The organism is Acinetobacter sp. SM34, from assembly GCF_022012365.1.
Lineage (GTDB): Bacteria > Pseudomonadota > Gammaproteobacteria > Pseudomonadales > Moraxellaceae > Acinetobacter.
In genome coordinates this window covers 93,034-113,837 of the sequence record NZ_JAKLTP010000005.1, presented here as the reverse complement: position 1 = coordinate 113,837, position 20,804 = coordinate 93,034, and the positions used below count along the sequence as shown (strand labels likewise).

Genomic DNA, 20,804 nt, shown 5'->3' with positions numbered 1-20,804 from the left:
AACGAGTTAAGCAGTGCCTATAGAGTTTGTCGCGACTTCAAGATTACCAACCGCTTTTGGTGAATTTAAAATCACGGTATTTCAAGACCCTAACACAGGTGAAGAACATGTAGCTCTTTCTAAAGGCTTAGACACTCCCCCTACTGAACCGGTATTGGTGCGGATTCATTCTGAATGTTTAACCGGTGATGCCTTTTCTTCACTCAAATGCGATTGCGGTCCACAGCTTCAAGCCACACAAAAATTAATCAATGAAGTCGGTCAAGGCGTGATTCTGTATTTACGTCAGGAAGGCCGCGGCATTGGACTGACCAACAAGATCCGTGCCTATGCCTTGCAGGATCAGGGACATGATACGGTCGATGCCAATTTAATGCTGAACTTGCCGGCGGATGCACGAAGCTATGACATGTGTACCATCATGCTCGACCATTTGCAGGTCAAACAGGTGAAATTGATTACCAATAATCCTTCCAAGATTCAGGCGTTACAAGAACTGGGTATTGATGTGGTGGATCGTGTGCCGCTAACTGTCGGCTTAAATCCGTTTAATGCCCAGTATTTAAAAACCAAACATGAACGCATGGCGCATATGTATAAGAAAGGCGACTTCTAATCCTCTTTTTCCATACCCCCCGACTTTGATACAAATCCACCCCAACCCTCCTTTACTAAAGGAGGGTGTTGTATTATTTAAAAAAGAAGGTTTGTAGGGATTAAATAAGATTAAATCGTCATCGAGAAAATACGGTTTTCCGGAACACGGCGTTTTAGGCGCAAATCAAAAGCCATACAGATATTACGTACAAAAGGTTTGCCTTGCTCAGTCACTGTGATGCCCTGCTCGTCAATCTGTAACAATTGATCCTGCTGCATTTCTGCAAGTTGCAGCAAAATTTCGGGCAATTCAGGAAACTGCATAGCTTCGGACTGCCAGGACGTGCTGAATGTACACATCAAATTCAAGATATGTTCGCGGATGATTAAATCCTCTGTATTCAGCACATGACCTTTGACCACTGGAATTTCATCCAGCTCTAAACGTGCATAATAATCTTCCAGTTTCTTTTCATTTTGTGCAAAGCTGTACCAGCTGTCACTAATGGAAGAAATTCCCAGGCCAATCATCACTTGCGTTTTGGATGAGGTATAGCCCATAAAATTACGGTGCAAAGTTCCGGCCTGAAAAGACTGATACATGCTGTCCCGACTTAAGGCAAAATGATCCATACCAATTTCATGGTAGCCATGCTTTAAAAACTGCTTCTTGCCTTCTTCATAAAGCTGGCGCTTCAGCTGATCTTTAGGTACATCGGCATCTTTAAAACCGCGTTGACCATTGCCCTTAATCCACGGCACATGGGCATAGCTATAAAATGCCAAACGGTCTGGCATTAAACTGTTGGTTTGGTCAATGGTATTCAGCACATCTTGCAAACTCTGAAAAGGCAAACCAAAAACCAGATCATGGGAAATGGACGTATAACCAATTTCACGGGCCCACTCAGTCACACGCTGTACATGTTCAAAAGGCTGAATACGGTGAATAGCTTTTTGCACATTTTCATTGTAGTCCTGCACCCCATAACTGACCCGTCTAAAACCCAGATCATACAAGGCCTGTAAATGTTCACGGGTGGTATTATTCGGGTGACCTTCAAAGCTAAACTCATGCTCGGCAGCAACCTCTGCCTTTGCCAAGATGCCTTGAATTAGCTGTTGTAAATGCTCCACCGAAAAGAAGGTCGGTGTGCCGCCTCCCAAATGAATTTCTTTAATTTTCGGCGTTGTTGCCAGCAACTGACAATACAAGTCCCATTCTTTGAGCACCGCCTGAATATAAGGCTGTTCCATCTCATGCTTTTTGGTTACCCGTTTATGGCAGCCACAGAAAGTACACAGGCTTTCACAGAAAGGCAGATGGATATACAGACTGATGCCTTCGCTTTGGTTAGATTCATCAAAGGAACGCTTTAAGGTCTGTTTCCACAGCTCAAGCGAAAATGGCTCGACTTCCCAATACGGTACCGTTGGATAACTGGTATAACGGGGTCCGGGCACATTATATTTTTGAATTAAAGAACTCGTCATAGTTGCTATCTACTCTCTACTGCAACAGCCAGTTATACCCATAACCAAGCCAATATTTTGCATCACCTGTTCAACCCATTTTGCTGAGCTTGATCATAGAATTCAACCTAGTGAAAAAGTCGGGATATTTTTCAGTGCTCACTTCGAAGCAAAGCCTGAACAAAAATGATTGCATCCGTTTCAAGAAAACATCCTGCTGCATAAAATCCTTAATCTTTTATACAATTTATGTTTTGATGTGATGAGTTCTTTAATAATCCCCCATGAGCGTTCTGATGCAACATCCGACTTCTAATGATATTCAACGTGTGCATGATTTTTTAGTCGATTTACAAGCGCGTATTTGTGCTGCCTTGGAGCAACAAGAATTAGCCGATGGTGGCACGGCTAAATTTGAAATTGATGATTGGCAGCGCCCTGAAGGCGGTGGCGGTCGTTCACGTGTCTTGCAAAACGGAATAGTGATTGAAAAAGGTGGTGTGATGTTCTCTCACATCAACATTTCTAAACTTCCGGCTTCTGCCACAGAGCGTCATCCACAAATTGCCGGAGCCAAAGCCCAGGCCATGGGGGTGTCTTTAGTGATTCATCCCAAAAATCCCAATGTGCCGACTTCACATGCCAACGTGCGTTTATTTGTGGCCGAAAAAGAGGGCCAGGATCCGGTATGGTGGTTTGGTGGCGGTTTCGACTTAACCCCCTTCTATCCAGATGATGAAGATGTCCTGGCGTGGCACCAAAAAGCCCATGATCTTTGCGCGCCATTTGGTGATACGGTTTATGCGGAACACAAAAAATGGTGTGATGAGTATTTCTACTTAAAACATCGCGATGAACAACGTGGGATTGGCGGTTTATTCTTTGATGACTTGAATCAGTGGGACTTTGAAACCTGTTTTCAATATATTCAGGCCGTGGGTAATGGTTATCTGGAAGCGATTCTTCCTATCTTTCAACGTAATCAGGATAAGCCGTATAGCGAAGCACAACGCGACTTTCAGCTTTACCGTCGTGGCCGTTATGTAGAATATAACCTGGTCTACGACCGGGGCACTTTATTTGGTCTACAAACCGGTGGTCGCATTGAATCCATTTTAGTCAGTATGCCACCGCTTGCTGCTTGGTCGTATCGTCCCGAGTGGGAAGAAAATTCGCCTGAAAAACGCTTAACCAACTATTATTTAAAACCGCATGACTGGTTAAGCGAACTTAAAAAATAAATTAAAAGTTTCTATCCCTTTTTCTGAGCAGAAAGAGGGATTTTTCTATTGAAATAAATTTTAAAATCTAATCGGCACATCAAATATTTAAAATCAATATCTTAAGATGACTTAAATACTTAACCATGCCATTAATACAAGAAAAACTGACATATTTCCTTACAGCACCAGACGCTAATATGTCACAAAATTCGTTTAGACTGAATCATTCAATTCACCATCATCGCGAATATGCACAGCATGCACAAATACAATAATTCATGCTGAAGGAAGATAACTATGCTTAATATGATTCTAAATCACAAGGCCATTCTATTTTGGTCGATTGTAACCCTGATGGTCTGCTCGATCAGCATTACCTTGCTTTCAGACAACACCCTTGCCGATAGCTTATCCATTAGCTTTACTGTGTTTGCAAGTTTTGCCTTGTTTTTTACTGCAGCCATGTGGCTTGAAGACCGAGTGCATGAAATTTGTAATCCTTAACAGTATTTGAATTTAAAGTTTGTCCTGATTCACTTGAGCAATTCAACCCAAACGATTTCAGCTCCTCCTGCTCTTTTTTAACTTTCCTCGTGGTGCTGGCTTTAGCCTGGGGGGGAAATCACGTATATTGAATGCCATTTCCGCACACGGATCTTGTGAAATGAGCAAACAATTCGCAGTGGTTGGCAATCCAATCGAACAATCACGCTCTCCAGAACTGCATCATGCTTTTGCAGAAAAAACCGGTATTGATCTTGTCTATAGCAAACGTCTTGCTCCACTGGATGGCTTTGAATCCAATATTCAAGAGTTTTTTGCTCAGGGCGGTATGGGTATGAACGTGACCGTGCCCTTCAAAGAGCAAGCTTTTGCAGCCTGCGCGGTATTAACCGAACGTGCCAAAATTGCCAAGGCTGTAAATACTTTGTGGATGCAGGATGGCAAGCTGTATGGTGACAATACTGATGGTCAAGGTCTGGTTGACGCGATTAAAGCGTTAGACTGGAAGCTAGACAATACTAAGCTGTTGATTATTGGTGCGGGCGGTGCAACCCGCGGGGTGATTTACCCTTTAGTACAGGCAGGTGCGAAAAAAATCGTGATTGCCAACCGGACTTTAGCACGCGCAGAACAACTGGTGGCCGATTTACAACAAGCAGTTCCTCAAGCCACTCTTGCAGCCATTTCATTGCAAGACCTGGCCGGTGATTTTGACATTGTCATTAATGCCACTTCAGCAAGTTTGAGCGGTGATGCTCTAGTTTTACCTGAAAGTCTTCAATTTAAACATGCCTATGAAATGGCCTATGGCAAACCGTCCAGCTTTTTAGATCAAGCCAAAGCACGCGGTGTTCCAACTTCAGAAGGTTATGGCATGCTGGTTGGACAAGCGATCGAATCTTTCTCGATTTGGAACGGGGTCAAGCCTGAACTCAAAGATTTTCTTTAATAAATGGTATTAATAAACTAATTGAAAAGAAGTAAACCTCTGCTTCTTTTCAGTTTTTATCAGCATAACTGGTTTTCAATTGGATTTTATGACATTCATATTATTTTATAAATATTCCTTATTATATGAATAAAAATTCGTTATCTTTATTTATAAAGCCCCAATAACATGATCATTTAATTATATTTTTATGTAAAAAATCAAAAATAACAGGCGCAAAAAATCCTACCAGACCCTATAATTTATTTAAACATCAAGTTGGATCATAAGCTCTTCAATTCGCCTTTCTGACATTTCTCTGAGGCTGCATCATCAATGTATTTTTATCAACAATGTGAATAATCAAATTATCGATTCGAATAATCCAATACTATTTCTAAATTAGGATTAACACTATGCCAGCTTATAAAGCCCCTTTGCATGATATTCGTTTTTTAATGAACGAAGTGCTTGATTACCCGGCACACTACAAAACACTTTCAAATGGTGAAGCGGCAGATGCTGACACTGTAGACATGATTCTTGAAGGTGCAGCAGATTTCTGTGAAAACGTACTTTCTCCTTTAAACCAATCGGGTGATGAAGAAGGCTGTCACTTTGAAAATGGTGAAGTAAAAACACCAAAAGGTTTTAAAGAAGCCTACGACCAATTCGTTCAAGGTGGCTGGCAAGGTCTTTCTTTCCCTGAAGAATTTGGCGGTCAAAACCTGCCTCAATCATTAAACCTAATCAAATCAGAAATGATGGGTACTGCAAACTGGTCATTCCAGATGTACCCGGGTCTAAGTGTCGGCTGTATGAATACCATTCTTCAGTTCGGTAGTGAAGAACAAAAAAATATCTATATGCCTAACCTGGTCACTGGTGAATGGTCAGGTACGATGTGCCTCACCGAACCACAATGTGGTACGGACTTAGGCCAGGTTAAAACCAAGGCTGAACCAAAGACAGATGGTACCTATGCCATTTCAGGGACTAAAATCTTCATCTCTGCCGGCGAACACGATTTAACAGAAAATATCATTCACATCGTTCTCGCACGCCTTCCAGATGCTCCTGCAGGTACCAAAGGTATTTCGCTATTCATCGTGCCAAAATTCATGGTAAATGCTGATGGTACAGTGGGTGAGCGCAACCCTGTAAGCTGTGGTTCAATCGAACACAAAATGGGGATCCGCGCTTCAGCGACTGCAGTATTAAACTTTGACAATGCAACGGGTTACCTGATTGGTGAGCCACACAAAGGCTTACATGCCATGTTCACATTCATGAACACTGCACGTATCGGTACTGCGATTCAAGGTATTGCACATGCAGAATTGTCTTTCCAGGGCGCACTGCCTTATGCCAAAGAACGTATGTCTATGCGTGCCCTTTCAGGTAAGAAAGACCCTGAAAAAGTAGCTGATGCGATCATTCACCATGCTGACGTGCGCCGTATGCTCCTCACTCAAAAAGCGATTGCTGAAGGTGGTCGTGCAATGATTTATTATGCTGCGCAACTTGCCGACAAAATGGCGGATGCTTTAATGCATGGTGATACCGCAGCATATGAAGCGCATGATGACCACTTAGGTTTCTACACGCCTATCCTGAAAGGTTTCTTGACGGAATTGGGTTATGAAGCTGCCAACCACGGTATGCAGGTGTATGGCGGTCATGGTTATATCAAAGAATGGGGTATGGAACAGATTGTTCGTGACTCACGGATTTCTACCCTGTATGAAGGTACCACCGGTGTGCAGGCACTTGACCTGATTGGTCGTAAAGTCCTGCTAACTTCTAAAGGTAAAGTGATTCGTGAGTACACTGCTGAAATCTTGAAGTTCTGTGGCCAACAAGCACGTAACAAATATATGCGTCGTTTTGCTTGGGATTTAACCAAGCTTTGCGCACAATGGAATGCACTCACCGTTCGCATCATGCTTGCTGCACGTAAGGACCGTGACATCGTGTCTTCAGCTTCGGTTGATTTCTTGATGTTCTCTGGTTATGTGATGATGGCTTATTTCTGGGCGCAGCAAGCTGCGGTTGCTTCTGCAAAACTTGCTTCTGGTGAAGGTCAGGAAGTACCTGAATTCTACAAAGCTAAAATCAAAACTGCTGATTTCTACTTCGAACGTATCCTGCCACGTACTCAAGGTCATGCTGAAGCAATGGTCAATCCATCCAAGACCATGACTTCACTGGCACCTGAACACTTTAGCTTTGACTACTAAGTTGCAAAGTGAAGTTCCAATTCTAAAATGAATAAAAAGAGCGCTACGGCGCTCTTTTTATCACTACAATAATCTCAATGTCATCGCGGTTTTGAACAGCATAAAATAATAAAAAATCAATCCGGTGACCTGTTAGATGAAAAAATTATTTTCGTTTCTAAGTCGCTTTTATCAGCCATATAGTGCAACCGTCCCTTTGGATGCGCATCATCTCGAGCAAGAGTTTGATTCTCCTGATCCTGCCAACTTAGGAGATGCTGCCCAACCGATTACCCTGATCAGAACAGGACTGGGTAATTATCATATTGTTCAAGGCTTGGCGCTCGACCACCGAAATCAATTTTTATACACCACTCATGTCGAGGGCCATCCAGAACAGGGCGTGATTAATCGATTTAAGCTGAACAGTTCCAATTTATGGTCGGCACAGGATGCACAAAAACCCTCTCCCCTTGTGGGTCATCAAGGCATTTCAGTCGATCCACAGAGTGACTTTATGTTAGCTTCGGCAGGATCCGGCATTCCCAATAAAGGCTGGTATATTTTAAAATTTCAATATATGCCCAATGCAGAACCTATGAATACCCAGGTTATTCAGGTATTTGATAAAAGATACAATAAAATTACCAATACCATGCCTGCAATCACGCCGGATGGTAAATATCTACTGGTGCGAGGTAATCACCATAAAACAAATGTGATCCGTATTTTTAAATTCGATTTAATCACTCAAAAAAATTTAACCGATATTCGTTTTCTATATGAAGATGAATGGCCGATTAATGCCAGTTTCACGCAAGATCACTGTGCATTTCAGGGCCTGAGCACCGATGGAACTTATATCTATCTGTTAAGTGGCAATAAAAATAAAGGTCCGAAAAGAATCTATGTTTATGACTTCGCAGGCAAACTGCTTCAAAAAATGAATGCTGTGACACTGGGTCATTTTGATACTACATCCGGTCATGCCATTCAATATTGGGAGCCAGAAGGTCTAACGGTAGATAGTCAAAACCATCAGCTCTACATTTTATATAGCATAGGAAATACTGGACAATTCTTGGGCCGTATTTATCGAATGAAAATCAATAAATAAAATAATATATCTGATTAAAATTAAATACTTATAATCTATTTTTTAAATCTCATGAAAGAATATACTGATCATTTTTTAACTCAAACTCTTAAATTACCCCCCTATTTTCTATAATGAAGAAAATAATTTCTTCTCTTATGATCGATCTTCTTGCTGCAATGGCAGCTCCAGCATTTGATCATAAGCATCCACCTGCGCATCATTTTGATAAAAAATCAATGCCACCTAAACATCGTTAATATTATTTATCCAAACAACATCGGGACATAATTTCCTGTTTTAATAAATTCAAATTCATTTGAATCACTCAAATCAGCCTTATCCACAATATCATTAATAATCAACAATGTATCATCATAAAGTTCTTTTATAGAATCCAACATAAGCATTTTTAACCAATCAATTGAGTGAATTGCTGCTTCATTTTTTTTAGGAGTCAAACTATCTGGAACACGTTTCCATTCACTATTGTAAAGACCAAAATTTTCATTTTTAAAGTGACACAAAATATCTCTCATTTTTTTTAATATTTTTAAGCTTTGATAAGGTTTCTTTCCAAAATCCAACTTAGAGAGTGATTGATATTCAACTAACTCAATAAATTTATCTTCTATTCCTTTTCTTTCAATTTCAGTAATAAATTTATTTTCATCACATAAAATCCAAGCTTTATTTATAACTGATTCTAATGAGGAATATAATAAAATAATACAAGTAGCAAATTCATGATGATTATCATATTTTTCATTCTTAGCTTCATCTTCATGATTTTTTAAAATTTTTTCGACATGAGACAAAAATGCTTGTTCTGCATAAAAATTTAATCGAAACGTCATATGTCTCTCCTTATAAAAACTCTTCCAACACCGAATTTAAAAACACATGCCCCTGCTCTGTACAAGACAAATGGTTTTGATCTTCAACCATCAATTTACGTGAACGTAGCGACGTTAATAGCTCATTCAAACCTTCTAAACTCAAACCTGTACGCTCGTGATAAAGTTTTGCTTCTACGCCATCATTTAAACGTAGCGCATTCATCATAAATTCAAACGGCATGTCTTCATCTTCAATCTTTTTAAATTGAAGATGCTCTGCCGGCACTTTGGCTAAATAATCTTTCGGTAAACGGGTTTTCTGGAAACGGTACACGCCATCAGGTCGTGTCACTTTAGCGTGTGCCCCTGCCCCAATCGCCAGATAATCGCCAAATTGCCAGTAATTTAAATTATGTGCAGAAGGTTTTTCCTTACGCCAAGCTGATACTTCATAATTCACAAAACCGTTGGCTTTTAAATAAGCCTCGCCCTGTTCCTGAATATCTTCCAGCACATCGTCCACAGGTAAAACCGGTTGGGTACGGAAAAATACCGTATTCGGCTCAATGGTCAGTTGATACCACGACACATGGGTTGCGCCATTTTCCACCGCCAGTTTTAAATCATTTAAGGCTTGTTCCAGAGTCTGTTCAGGCAGTCCATGCATCAAATCGACATTGACGCGTTCAAAGCCTGCTTCACGGGCCAAATGAATGGCATTGATCGCATCATCATTACTATGGATACGCCCCAATTTTTTCAGGTGTTCTGTATTAAAACTCTGTACACCAATCGAAAGGCGGTTGATCCCGGCCTCTAAATATCCCGCAAAGGGATCATGCTCCACTGTTCCCGGATTGGCTTCCAAAGTAATTTCACAGCCATTTTCAAAAGGAATCAGTGCTTTTAACTGGCTAAATAGCCATTGATAACCTTTGGCAGAAATCAGTGACGGCGTACCTCCACCAATAAATACGCTATGAATCTGACGTCCTTGGACAAAGTCGATCTGGGTTTTAAAGTCTTCGACCAAAGCCTGTAAATATTGCTGTTCCAAATCTAAGGACAGTTTTCCATCCGGGACGGCATGCGAGTTAAAGTCACAATATGGACACTTGCGCACACACCACGGCATGTGAATGTATAAAGATAAAGGAACCAGTGCAGGATTTAATTCAGCCAAGGAACAAGCTCGAAATGGGTAAAGGAAGATGCATATTTTAACATGACTGCATCAGGACACCGATAAAATCTCACAATGAATATCAGTACACTAGAAAAAACTACAGAAGAATTAAATTGTTAGAATGATGAAAATATCTGCTCAGTTATTGTTGCTCATGCCCCTGACTCTGGGGATTGGTATCGCCATGACCTTTCAGACTGCAATCAACAGCCAGTTAAGAGAATATTTAAATTCCCCCTTACAAGCTGCCCTTTTATCTTTTCTGGTTGGTACAATACTGCTGGCCATATTGGTGTTTTTTCAGCCGCTAGAAAAACCGGGATTTGCAACTTTTGTGCAACTGCCGTGGTATTTATGGTTGGGCGGATTTCTGGGCGTGTATGCCATTAGCCTCAGTATTTATGCCGCTCCCAAACTCGGTTTTCTAACCCTGTCCGGTTTAATTATTTTTGGTCAACTGCTCACTTCAATGGTTTTGGATCATTTTGGTTTACTCGGAACAGAAAAAGCACCTATCCATTGGCAACGCCTGTTAGGTGGCGTGGTGATTTTTATTGGTGTGCTTCTCACTTTACAACGCTAACACCTCATTATTCTAAGCACATGATGAGTATTTTTTGTGTCTAATGCCTCGTCGGTTACAACGACTCGTTATGAATTAAAACAGCTCTTTCATTTGATGATTCCAATTTTGGTGACTCAATTTTCCCAAGCTGGTCTGGGACTGATTGATACCATTATGGCCGGACATCTATCTCCGGTTGATCTTGCTGCCATTGCTGTCGGGGTAGGCTTGTGGATTCCGGTCATGCTGCTGTTCAGCGGCATCATGATTGCCACTACACCTTTGGTTGCTGAAGCCAACGGTGCACGTACGCCCGAAAAAATTGCCACTATTGCACGGCAATCCCTATGGATCGCATTGATTCTGGGGATCATCGCTGCGCTGATTTTACAAGTCATGCCGTTCTTGCTACCTGTATTGGGTGTACCTGAAGTCTTGCTGCCCAAAGCCAGCTTGTTCCTGCATGCCATTGGTTTGGGTATGCCTGCCGTAACCATGTTTGCGGCACTACGTGGCTATTCGGAAGCACTGGGTCATCCACGCCCTGTGACTGCCATTAGTCTGGTGGCATTAGTTGTTCTGGTACCGCTCAACTTTATTTTCATGTATGGCTTGGGGCCGATTCCTGAATTAGGTTCAGCAGGTTGTGGCTTTGCCACAGCTATTTTGCAATGGCTGATGTTTATCGCTTTGGCCATCTATGTGTTTAAAGGCAAGGCTTATGCTAAAACCCAGCCCTTTGCAGCCTTTGAAAAGATGGATACTTACTGGATTAAGCGCATTTTAAAACTCGGCTTCCCGATTGGTTTAGCCATCTTTTTTGAAGTGAGTATTTTCAGTACCGCCGCCATTGTACTCAGCCCGCTGGGTGAAACCCTGGTGGCAGCGCACCAGATTGCCATTTCCGTCACCTCACAACTGTTTATGATTCCGATGTCGCTGGCCATCGCGCTGACCATTCGTGTCGGCACCTATTATGGGGAAAAAAACTGGCAGGCGATGCATAAGGTGCAATATCTGGGCTTGGCCACCGGCACTGTGTTTGCCATCGCCACCATGGCATTGATCTGGTTTTTCCGGCCAGAAATTGTTTCTATTTACACTTCGAATTATGACGTGACTCAAGTCGCATTGTATCTGCTGTTATTTGCCATGGCCTATCAGCTGATGGATGCCTGGCAGGTCAGTGCGGCAGGTTGCCTGCGCGGTATGCAGGACACCAAAGGCCCAATGTGGATCACCATGATTGCTTACTGGGTCATTGCCTTCCCGGTTGGGGTTTATCTGGCGCGTTTTACCCAAATGCAGGCTGCTGGGGTCTGGGTCGGCTTGATTGTCGGTTTAACTGTCGCCTGTGTATTGTTATTAACCCGTTTATATATGAACAATAAACGTTTAGTGCAGCGGGTTTAATTCACAAACCAGCGATTCACCCATAAAAAGCGAAGTTTTGACTTCGCTTTTTTTAAAGTCTTCACTTTTTAGTTAAGTGCTTATTGCTGTGCAGCCATCGCATCTTTTAAGCCTTGGTCACTCCTCGAGCACAAAAATGCACATCATCTTTGCCTGTTAAATAACGATAAATTTTCATCACATATCATATGTATTAAACCTAGGCATTATTCTAATTTGCTTCCAGTGTACCGTGGGATAAGAAAATCTACCGCAACTCTCTCAAAATAGCTAAAAATTCAAATGAAAATTAAATACAAACAAAACCTTAACAATTTAAATTAGGCAGTTTGCCATTTGTCGCCTATGATCAGAGACATATCATTGATGATGATCTTCGAGGAATCTCGCATGGCAAAAACGGCTAGCACACCCGGTCGTCGCTTTATGAAACTTGCCAGTATGACGGCAAGTATTGCAACCAAAACAGTCTCAAATTCCATTAAAAATTTTAATGCCGATGAAGAACAAAAAAATGCTTCGCGCAGTAAACTTTTTCAGGATATCGGTTTGCAGATTGCCGATACGCTTGGCGAAATGAAAGGTGCGGTCATGAAAGTGGGGCAAATTGCTTCACAATATAAAGATATCTTCCCGCCTGAAGTGGCCCGTGCCATCAGCAAATTACAGCGTCAGGCACCTGCCATGCCTTTTGCCGAAATTAAAGCACAAGTGGAAAAAGAACTGGGTAAACCCATTCTGCAAATCTTTAAAAGTTTTGATGAACAGCCATTTGCGGCTGCTTCTATTGGCCAAGTGCACAAAGCCACTTTGCCGAATGGTCAGCAGGTGGTGGTCAAAGTACAATATCCGGGTGTGGATGAGGCCTGCGAAAGCGACCTGAAACAGGTACGCTTGGCCCTGCGTTTAATGGGTGTGCTGAAAATTGACCGTAAATTGCAGGATCAACTGTTCAATGAAATTCAGGAAAGTTTGGATAACGAGCTGAATTACCAGGTCGAAGCGCAAAATCTGCAAGTTGCACGTACCTTCCATGAAACTCTAGACAGCAAGATTATTATTCCTCAAGTCTATTCCGATTATTCTTCGCGTCACATTTTAACATTAAGCATGGAACATGGCGAAAGCATGGAAACCGCCAGTACTTGGTCTCAAGACACCCGTAATGAACTGGGTCGCCGCCTGTTCCGTGCCATTGGTCAGGAAATTTTTTATCTGAAACGTTTCCACTGTGACCCGCATCCGGGCAACTTTGCCTTTCGTGAAGATGGAACGGTGATTATTTACGACTATGGCGGTGTCAAAACCCTGTCCACTGAAATTGTCTCGAATTTCAAGACCCTGATTAATGCCGCCCGTGAAGGCAATATTGCCAAAATGGAACAGAAGCTGGATGACCTGCATTCCCTAACCACGCCAGGCAAGTTTCCTGAAAATCTATATCTCCAGTGGCTGGAAGTGTTGATGCGTCCGCTGATCACCCATTACGATTTTGCCGAAAACTCTGCCCATCATGATGGCGTCGAATTGCTGAAACCGTCATTAAAATATTGGGATGTGTTTAAGCCTTCACCAGATACCTTAATGGTTAACCGCACGGTTTCCGGACATTACTGGAATTTAATTCATTTAAAAGTGAATGATAATCTGAATGATTTATTTGAGGAGCTGGTGCCGCCTCGAGTGTGATCACGCCACACCCACCCGGTTAACCTAGGGTTACCGGGTTTTATTTGACTCGATAATTGTTATGTTATAACATTTCTTTAAATTTAAAATATACGATGGAGAAATGTATGCGTCCAGATATCCACCCCGACTATCAACAGGTACTGTTCCACGATACCAATGCAGATGTCTATTTTGTTATTGGCAGCACGTTAAAACCGACTCAGACCCATGAATATGAAGGCCAGACTTATCCTTATGTGACTCTGGATATTTCCAGTGCCTCTCATCCGTTTTATACTGGTGAACAACGTCAAACCAGCAATGAAGGCCGTGTAGCAAGCTTTAATAAACGTTTCGCACGTTTCAAACGCTCACATTAAATTCATACTGTTTTAAGATTTCAAGGTTAATCTTAAGACTTGAAAAGCCCAAGCCATCTCCTCCAGCTTGGGCTTCTTTTTTTCTGATATGACAAAAATTTTGAGCTGTTATCGACTCTGCAATAAGCCCTGAAACAGATAAAAACCCACAGCCAAAACAATAACTCCTGTGATCACACTGGAAATGACATAACCTAAAGCCAGAGCGATTTGGCCATGCTTTAATAACTGGAAGGTCTCCAGACCAAAACTGGAAAAGGTGGTAAAGCCGCCTAAAATACCGACCATCAAAAACAGGCGTGTTTCATTTTGCAAAACAGGAAATTTTTGGCTATAGGCAAAGAAAATACCGGCAAGCAAACAGCCACAAATATTGATCCACCATGTTGTCCACGGAAATCCGCTGCTCGGTTTAAATAGAAATACCCCTGCACCATAACGCAAACTTGCGCCAACTGCTCCCCCTAAAGCTACCAGTAGCCAATTCATATCTGTTCCAGTTTTATCGAGTCAAAGATCAAGATTGTATAAATGCTTTATTCACTATACCGCACAAATGCGCTGAAATTGTAATGAAATGCCGCAGTAAAAATTGTTATAGTCACGTGGTTTTTAAACTTTTTTTTCTATGAATTGAGGAAATTATGGCTCAGGACTTATTGGCACAGCTTCAAGCAGGTGAAATCAAATTTGCAGACGTGATTGCGTACATTGATGCACGTTATAACCACACTGCAACAGCATTCAAAAATGGCCAACAGGCCAATGCTGCAACGGAAAATCAAGGCAGTGCTAAAGTATTTTCTTTTGCCCAAATCAATGGTTTAGATCAGGCCCAAACCTTAAGCCTGTTTGCTGAACACTATGCTGCCGTACTAGCAACCCCTGAAGCCACAGACCACCAGAACATTCGCCAGTTTATGCAAAATGGCTGGGATGGCATTCAATTTGCAGGTCAGGCTTTAACAGCAAAATAAGTTACTCTTAGAATATAAAAAGCCCGCTTTAATAAAGCGGGCTTTTTTTTACTCTATTGATCACCCGAAATTTTATTACAACAAGCTTCAGATACGCGAATGTGGCAGGGATGCCACATGTTGCCCACCACAACACGGATGTTGTGTGTGGGTAACAAAGGCTTTTGCCTACTTTTGGCCTGTCAAAAGTAGGATTAAAGCCTGCACAAAGTACTTTTGACTTTTAAAGAAAAATAAGGCTGTGCCAACAGTAAGCTTCACACAAATACTAAATTATTAAATTAAGAAACCCGAACCCGACAACGCCACTCATCAATTGCGTTCTGTTCCCAGGGCCGGCTATGTTTCACGTGAATCCATTCTTCACCCGGTTGCAGCGCAGAAAAACGAAATAACTTTTCACCACCCACACCTACCATTGCCTGTTGGCCTTTGAGCGGGTCTTGCTGATAAATTTCTTCAACTTTTAAGATATTTTGCGGCTTTGCCACTTGCCAGATATAACCTGTAGTCGGATTCTCTGGTAAGGTGAGTTCCAGGGTTTGTCCAACATTCATTTCCAGCAAAGTCGGACATTGCTGCTTTAAGGAATAAACATGGGTTTTGCCATCAACCGTTGGACTCACGCTACTACACCCCACTAGGCTAAACCCCAGTACTGCCGAAAGACATAGCGCTAAAGCTTTCATCAACCTACTCTTTTTCCCATCTTATTACACTTATTACTGACTAGATGCCAGATTAACCTTTGACCCGCTCAATCCATTCAATGGAACTGACACGGAATAATTCACACGCGCCATCACCCGTATCGGTTGGGGTTAAAGATGAAGTCCACACCAGATTCTTGTCTTTAATTTCCACCAGCTCACCTTTTAGCCGCACCAAATCTCCACGTTTTACATTTTGAATCTGTTTGGCAATCTGAGGGGTGGCAGGAATGATGTGCATATTCGACACCATCTGCATGGCTTGCTCGGCAGGTACAGGCAGGCGATCTATCTTCCAGTTTAAAAAGCGGTCATATTGATTGACCGAGATATGCCGTGCAATTTCAGGCTCGGCAAACAGCCCCCAGCTTACGGCATAATCAATGGGCGAAAACTTGGCTTGTTCATCGCTGGTATAGATTTTCGAACCCAAAATACGAAAATCCCCTTTAAAGGGCTGCAATTTTTTGATCGACTGGTCTTTAGATACCGGAGCCAGACCTTTGGAAATATTATGATCGACAGAGGCACTCGCACTCACCTGCAACATACTGGCTGCAAGTAAAGTACTGAATAATATTGCTCTGATCATCTGTATGCCCCTAACAAATTTCTTGATTTATAACTTAATCTTAAATCAGTAAACTTAAATAACTATATGGACTTGGTAACAATAGAGATATATTCAGTCACTTTTTTGTCTTATTCCGTGACCCGAATTTTGGTTAAAATAAAACGATATAAAGCAAGAAAAATTAAGTGATCAATGATTTATAAATTTTACCAACAACATATTTTTCCGCATTTACTCAATCAAGTCATGCAAACACCCAGCCTGATGGATCAGCGCCGTGAACTGCTGTTACCTATTGCAGGCGAAGTACTGGAAATTGGCTTTGGTACCGGGGTCAATCTGCCTTTTTATCAAAATGTCGATACGCTCTACGCTTTGGAACCGAATGCCGATATTTATCAGCTCGCGATTAAACGCGTGCATGAAAGCGCCATTCATGTGCAGCACGTTCAGGCCAGTGCAGAAAAACTGCCTTTTGCCGACAATAGCATCGAGCATATAGTCAGTACGTGGACCCTTTGCAGTATCGAATATCTGGATCAGGCCTTGGCTGAATTGCATCGCGTGCTCAAGCCGACCGGAACTTTGCACCTGGTCGAACATGTGCTGTCTGACCGACCTACGCTGCAACATCTGCAAAACCTGCTGACACCCGTTCAAAAACGCCTGGCAGATGGCTGTCATCTCAACCGCAATATTGAGCAGGCCTTAATAGATGCACATTTCAGCTTTAAGGAAAAACATTATCTAGATGCAGCTGGCGTTCCTGGCATTGCCCAGCGCATGCTGTTTGCCCGGGTGCAAAAATAATAACTGACCTGAGTTCGACAAAAAATATGATACTCGGAAACGTCATCTGTAACCTGCGTAGTGTAAAAAAGATAATGTTTCTGCGATATATTTTAATAAATGCAAGAAGATAACAGGTTTTGCAGTGAGGAGCACTGCTCTGCAAGGTGATTTTCTTGCGAAGCTTTCAGCTTCTCATTTTCCCGAATGAGAAATATATTTCGCAAGGTAGGGCGAGCCTCAGGCTGATCCTGAAATTGGGTGAGAACTTGGTAAGATTCCGCCAAGAATATTTTTTTCAATAGGTTATAGAAATATTTAAGTCGCACTCAGGTTAACTGAAATACAATGGCGTGGATGAATACCGCCGTTTTAATCATCAAAATCGATGCGTACCGTTTCAAAACGTACCCGCCCTTCCCGTATGGCCTGGGCAATCGCCTGTTGGCCCTTGGTCAGACGTGCACCGCCACTTTTAATGTCTATCAGCACTACCTCGATATCTTCAGGGCTGCCTTCGCCATCCCGCAGGTCGGTATAGCCATCGAAAACCACATAATCGACCGGATCACCCAGAAATTTGGCATCACTGGGTAAATATTGAAACTGGGGCATAATCGGCGCCAGCTGCTCTGCCATCTTGCCTTTCAGCACCGCACGGCTGGTATTGACACTGCGTTTTTGTGCATGAGCCAAGGCCTGCTGATGCTCCAGCTCCAGTTCTGCAATGTACTGTTCATACTCTGCTTTAATGCGTCCATTCCGGGTATTGCTTAAAATCATGGTGGTGAGCACCACACCAATACACGCCCCAATCAGCATTGCCATCCAAATGGACATTATTTTTCCTTAATTGCAAAAATTACCGCTACTTATGCCTTAAGACTTTTGTCCCGAGTCATATTCACTGCATCAAACAATGATATGCTAGGACTGAGCAGAATAAAATCATCAGGGTCATGAAAACTATCTTAATTGCCAATCAAAAAGGTGGATGCGGTAAAACCGTTACTGCAATTAATCTGGCTGCCGCTTTGGCACAAAAGGGGTATAAAGTCGCACTTGCCGATGCCGATAATCAAAAATCGGCCTTGCAATGGTTAAAACAACGACCGCAAGAGGCGGCTCCTATTCAAAGTCTGGACTGGCGTCAGGAAAAATCAATTGGCGATGTACCTAAAAATATCGAATATTTAATTATTGATGCACCTGGAGCCTTATCTGGCGAGCATGCTGAACAGTTGATCAGTGAAGCACACGCGATTATCACCCCATTGCAGCCGTCTTTCTTTGATATTGAAAGTACCCGTCGTTTCCTGAAACATTTACAGGATATTAAACGCATCCGTAAAGGGAAGGTACAGATTTTACTGTTGGCTAACCGGATGAAAGCAAACACTGCCAGTTCCAAAGATATACAGGATTTTTTCCAGAAAATTGAACAGCAACCCGTGGCCTGGATTTCCGAGCGCACTGCGTATGCTCAACTTGCCATGCAGGGACTGAGTATTTTTGATAAAACACAGAAAAATTATCTGGCCATGCAAGATCAATGGCAACCGCTGTTAAATGCGATTGTTGATGATCCCAGCGCCTGGTTTTAATGCCATCAAGAGGATGCAACGAGGAAGTCTGAATTTAAGCGCGCAATAAATATTCATCACAACTTGCCCAGCTCTCGTTCTCGGGAGCTTTTTTTTCGGTTAAGATGAACTCCGAACTTAGGAAGTAGTCAGTGAATTCAGTGCAACGTTACGCGCCCACATTACAAAAAGTTTTATTATTTGGACTCTTTTTCATCCTGATGTATTTGAGCTTTAATGTACTCAAATATTTTATTGTCCCTGTAGTTTGGGCGGCAATTATTGCCTATGTCACCTGGCCGCTGTATCAGTCAGTATTACGCATGTGCGGACAGCGTCCGACCCTGAGCGCCACAGTGATGATTCTTTCTGTGGTTCTGGTACTGGGTTTACCGATTATCTTTGCTATTTTTATGTTGCAGCATGAAGGACGAAACCTGTATTACGAATTACAGAAACAAGTTTTTTCTGGTCATCTGAATGTTCCTGACTTTGTTCGCCAGCTGCCGATTGTGGGCAAAGAAATTTCCCGTTCCTTAAGAGAAATCAATCAGGATCCCAACAGCACCATTCAGTCAGTTTCTTTGTGGATTCAAGGTCACTTAAATTACGGGAAAGCGGTACTGAATGAAGTCAGTAAAAACATGATCAAGCTCTGCTTTGCCGTGATGTCGTTATTTTTCTTCTACCGTGATGGTCACACCATTTTAAATCAGGTCAGCAAAGCCCTGGAAATGGTCATTGGTCCGCGTATTCATCATTATTTAGAGACCATTTCTGAAACCACACGTGCCGTGGTTTATGGCGTAGGACTGACTGCCATTGCCCAATCGTTTCTGGCAGGCATCAGCTATTTTGTTGCCGGTGTGCCTAATCCGATGGTACTGACCATTATCACCTTCCTGTTGGCACTGATTCCTTTTGGACCTCCGGTTGCCTATACTTCCGTTTCGCTGTGGTTGTTTTCTCAGGGACAAACCGTTGAGGCGATTGGGGTGATGGCGTGGGGCGTGTGTATTGTCAGTACCGCCGATAACGTGATCCGTCCATTGGTGATTTCCGGAGCTACCCAGATTCCGTTCTTGCTGATTATGTTTGGGGTACTGGGTGGCCTGGCCAGCTTTGGCATGGTGGGATTATTTGTCGGCCCGGTCATTTTGGCAGTATTACTGGCAATCTGGCGTGAATGGCTGCATGAAACCAATGAAACTGAAGGTTTAATGATGCCTAAAGCCACCTTGGCTCATGATATTGATGATGAAACGCGCCCCCCCAATTAAGCCGGCAAGCCTAAGTTAAGAAACTTATACATTCCACTACTTAAAGCAGGTGGTCTTGCATCTTTTACTTTGCTTCAATGATGCCAATTATAAAAAAGATAGGATGCTTTGAGTCATGAAAATACGATTTAAGCACGCTGCACTTGCCATACTGGGTGCAATATTTTTGGCCGGATGTGCTGGCCACATGCCAACAGATGAACATAAAGGTCAACGCGTAACGGTCAATGCGGTCACAGCCCAAGGCGTAGGTGAGACTATCGGAACGGTAGAATTGCTCGATAGTCCGGATGGCTTGGTTCTCAATACCCATTTACGCAATCTGCCACCCGGTCCTCACGGCTTTCATATTCATGAAAAAGGTTTCTGCGGTCCAGCGGAAAAAGATGGAAAAATGGGCGCAGCCATTGCCGCTGGCGGTCATTTCAACCCCAATCATGCACCACATCACGGTACGCCACTCACTGGCCATCTGGGTGATTTACCCCTGCTCACCGTTGATGCTGCAGGCAAATCCACCGAGCAGCTGGTTGCGCCACGTTTAAAACTGGCTGATGTTCAAGGTTTGGCAATTATGATCCATGCCGGTGGTGACAACTATGCCGATCAACCTAAACCTCTAGGCGGTGGCGGAGACCGAATTGCCTGTGGTGTGATTCAATAAATTGCCCACAAAACCATACAATGAAAAAGCAGGCTGAATGTCTGCTTTTTTTCGTCATAGCCTTAAAAATAAAAGATTAAATAAAACCACGCTAACGATCATAAATTGACACAGCAGCCAAAAAAGCTCAGGC

22 protein-coding genes and 1 pseudogene are annotated in these 20,804 nt (G+C 42.6%); 15 read left to right on the top strand and 8 right to left on the bottom strand.

The features are described 5' to 3' along the window. Positions 1-13 precede the first annotated feature (13 nt). Positions 14-616, top strand: coding sequence for a GTP cyclohydrolase II (gene ribA / locus LZZ98_RS06090; RefSeq protein ID WP_237787088.1), 603 nt, complete (start codon positions 14-16; stop codon positions 614-616). A 110-nt stretch (positions 617-726) separates the two neighbouring features. Here the strand turns inward: ribA and hemN are convergent, their stop codons facing one another. Beyond that, positions 727-2,091, bottom strand: a complete 1,365-nt coding sequence (gene hemN, locus LZZ98_RS06085) for an oxygen-independent coproporphyrinogen III oxidase (protein ID WP_237787087.1) — start codon at positions 2,089-2,091, stop codon at positions 727-729. 275 nt (positions 2,092-2,366) lie between these two features. On the opposite strand from hemN, the gene hemF reads away from it, so the two are divergent. The 5 genes from hemF (at position 2,367) to LZZ98_RS06060 (ending at position 8,061) form a co-directional block, all read left to right on the top strand. Then, entirely contained in the window at positions 2,367-3,311 is a 945-nt protein-coding gene (gene hemF / locus LZZ98_RS06080) for an oxygen-dependent coproporphyrinogen oxidase (protein ID WP_237787154.1), read from the top strand. A 279-nt stretch (positions 3,312-3,590) separates the two neighbouring features. After that, positions 3,591-3,797 carry a hypothetical protein gene (locus LZZ98_RS06075; RefSeq protein WP_237787086.1) on the top strand — a complete coding sequence of 69 codons (207 nt, stop codon included), beginning with the start codon at positions 3,591-3,593 and terminating at the stop codon, positions 3,795-3,797. A gap of 160 nt (positions 3,798-3,957) precedes the next feature. Further along, a complete protein-coding gene (gene aroE, locus LZZ98_RS06070; RefSeq protein WP_237787085.1) occupies positions 3,958-4,746 on the top strand; it encodes a shikimate dehydrogenase in 789 nt (262 codons plus the stop codon). Positions 4,747-5,141: 395 nt separating this feature from the next. Then, positions 5,142-6,965 carry an acyl-CoA dehydrogenase C-terminal domain-containing protein gene (locus LZZ98_RS06065; protein WP_237787084.1) on the top strand — a complete coding sequence of 608 codons (1,824 nt, stop codon included), beginning with the start codon at positions 5,142-5,144 and terminating at the stop codon, positions 6,963-6,965. A 136-nt stretch (positions 6,966-7,101) separates the two neighbouring features. After that, complete coding sequence (locus LZZ98_RS06060) at positions 7,102-8,061, top strand: YncE family protein (protein WP_237787083.1); 960 nt, start codon at positions 7,102-7,104, stop codon at positions 8,059-8,061. Between the two features lie 245 nt (positions 8,062-8,306). Here the strand turns inward: LZZ98_RS06060 and LZZ98_RS06055 are convergent, their stop codons facing one another. Together LZZ98_RS06055 and hemW are read right to left on the bottom strand one after the other, a co-directional pair. Next, positions 8,307-8,897 (bottom strand): hypothetical protein, encoded by a 591-nt coding sequence (locus LZZ98_RS06055; RefSeq protein WP_237787082.1) that lies wholly within the window; start codon positions 8,895-8,897, stop codon positions 8,307-8,309. 10 nt (positions 8,898-8,907) lie between these two features. Continuing rightward, positions 8,908-10,062, bottom strand: a complete 1,155-nt coding sequence (hemW, locus tag LZZ98_RS06050) for a radical SAM family heme chaperone HemW (protein WP_237787081.1) — start codon at positions 10,060-10,062, stop codon at positions 8,908-8,910. Positions 10,063-10,186: 124 nt separating this feature from the next. On the opposite strand from hemW, the gene LZZ98_RS06045 reads away from it, so the two are divergent. Further along, the gene (locus LZZ98_RS06045; protein ID WP_237787080.1) at positions 10,187-10,648 is read left to right on the top strand and encodes a DMT family transporter; all 462 of its coding nucleotides are present in this window, start codon (positions 10,187-10,189) and stop codon (positions 10,646-10,648) included. 36 nt (positions 10,649-10,684) lie between these two features. Then, positions 10,685-12,043: an MATE family efflux transporter gene (locus LZZ98_RS06040; protein WP_330848193.1), complete on the top strand. Its 1,359-nt coding sequence runs from the start codon at positions 10,685-10,687 to the stop codon at positions 12,041-12,043. Positions 12,044-12,152: 109 nt separating this feature from the next. On the opposite strand, the pseudogene LZZ98_RS06035 reads toward LZZ98_RS06040, so the two are convergent. Further along, positions 12,153-12,221 (bottom strand): annotated as a pseudogene (locus LZZ98_RS06035) (DUF1737 domain-containing protein); the annotation flags it as partial. 212 nt (positions 12,222-12,433) lie between these two features. On the opposite strand from LZZ98_RS06035, the gene LZZ98_RS06030 reads away from it, so the two are divergent. Both LZZ98_RS06030 and LZZ98_RS06025 read left to right on the top strand, forming a co-directional pair. Then, positions 12,434-13,732, top strand: a complete 1,299-nt coding sequence (locus tag LZZ98_RS06030) for an ABC1 kinase family protein (RefSeq protein WP_237787079.1) — start codon at positions 12,434-12,436, stop codon at positions 13,730-13,732. A gap of 107 nt (positions 13,733-13,839) precedes the next feature. Next, positions 13,840-14,094 carry a type B 50S ribosomal protein L31 gene (locus LZZ98_RS06025; protein WP_237787078.1) on the top strand — a complete coding sequence of 85 codons (255 nt, stop codon included), beginning with the start codon at positions 13,840-13,842 and terminating at the stop codon, positions 14,092-14,094. 108 nt (positions 14,095-14,202) lie between these two features. Here LZZ98_RS06025 and crcB read toward each other — a convergent pair whose 3' ends face one another. Then, on the bottom strand, positions 14,203-14,583 hold the full coding sequence (gene crcB, locus LZZ98_RS06020) for a fluoride efflux transporter CrcB (protein WP_237787077.1): 381 nt from the start codon (positions 14,581-14,583) through the stop codon (positions 14,203-14,205). A 155-nt stretch (positions 14,584-14,738) separates the two neighbouring features. Between crcB and LZZ98_RS06015 the strand changes: the two genes are divergently transcribed. Continuing rightward, entirely contained in the window at positions 14,739-15,071 is a 333-nt protein-coding gene (locus LZZ98_RS06015; RefSeq protein WP_237787076.1) for a HopJ type III effector protein, read from the top strand. Between the two features lie 281 nt (positions 15,072-15,352). Here LZZ98_RS06015 and LZZ98_RS06010 read toward each other — a convergent pair whose 3' ends face one another. Together LZZ98_RS06010 and LZZ98_RS06005 are read right to left on the bottom strand one after the other, a co-directional pair. Continuing rightward, a complete protein-coding gene (locus tag LZZ98_RS06010; protein WP_237787075.1) occupies positions 15,353-15,760 on the bottom strand; it encodes a protease inhibitor I42 family protein in 408 nt (135 codons plus the stop codon). A gap of 52 nt (positions 15,761-15,812) precedes the next feature. Further along, a complete protein-coding gene (locus LZZ98_RS06005) occupies positions 15,813-16,373 on the bottom strand; it encodes a hypothetical protein (protein ID WP_237787074.1) in 561 nt (186 codons plus the stop codon). 174 nt (positions 16,374-16,547) lie between these two features. Between LZZ98_RS06005 and LZZ98_RS06000 the strand changes: the two genes are divergently transcribed. Then, positions 16,548-17,165, top strand: coding sequence for a class I SAM-dependent methyltransferase (locus LZZ98_RS06000; protein ID WP_237787073.1), 618 nt, complete (start codon positions 16,548-16,550; stop codon positions 17,163-17,165). A gap of 351 nt (positions 17,166-17,516) precedes the next feature. Here LZZ98_RS06000 and LZZ98_RS05995 read toward each other — a convergent pair whose 3' ends face one another. Then, positions 17,517-17,984, bottom strand: a complete 468-nt coding sequence (locus tag LZZ98_RS05995; RefSeq protein ID WP_237787072.1) for a Holliday junction resolvase-like protein — start codon at positions 17,982-17,984, stop codon at positions 17,517-17,519. Positions 17,985-18,103: 119 nt separating this feature from the next. Here LZZ98_RS05995 and LZZ98_RS05990 point away from each other — a divergent pair, with 119 nt between their 5' ends. From LZZ98_RS05990 to sodC, 3 genes are all read left to right on the top strand, one after another. Then, the gene (locus LZZ98_RS05990) at positions 18,104-18,748 is read left to right on the top strand and encodes a ParA family protein (protein ID WP_237787071.1); all 645 of its coding nucleotides are present in this window, start codon (positions 18,104-18,106) and stop codon (positions 18,746-18,748) included. A gap of 131 nt (positions 18,749-18,879) precedes the next feature. Continuing rightward, positions 18,880-20,007: an AI-2E family transporter gene (locus tag LZZ98_RS05985; RefSeq protein ID WP_237787070.1), complete on the top strand. Its 1,128-nt coding sequence runs from the start codon at positions 18,880-18,882 to the stop codon at positions 20,005-20,007. Positions 20,008-20,122: 115 nt separating this feature from the next. Then, positions 20,123-20,671, top strand: coding sequence for a superoxide dismutase [Cu-Zn] SodC (sodC, locus tag LZZ98_RS05980; RefSeq protein WP_237787069.1), 549 nt, complete (start codon positions 20,123-20,125; stop codon positions 20,669-20,671). The last annotated feature ends 133 nt before the right edge of the window (positions 20,672-20,804 follow it).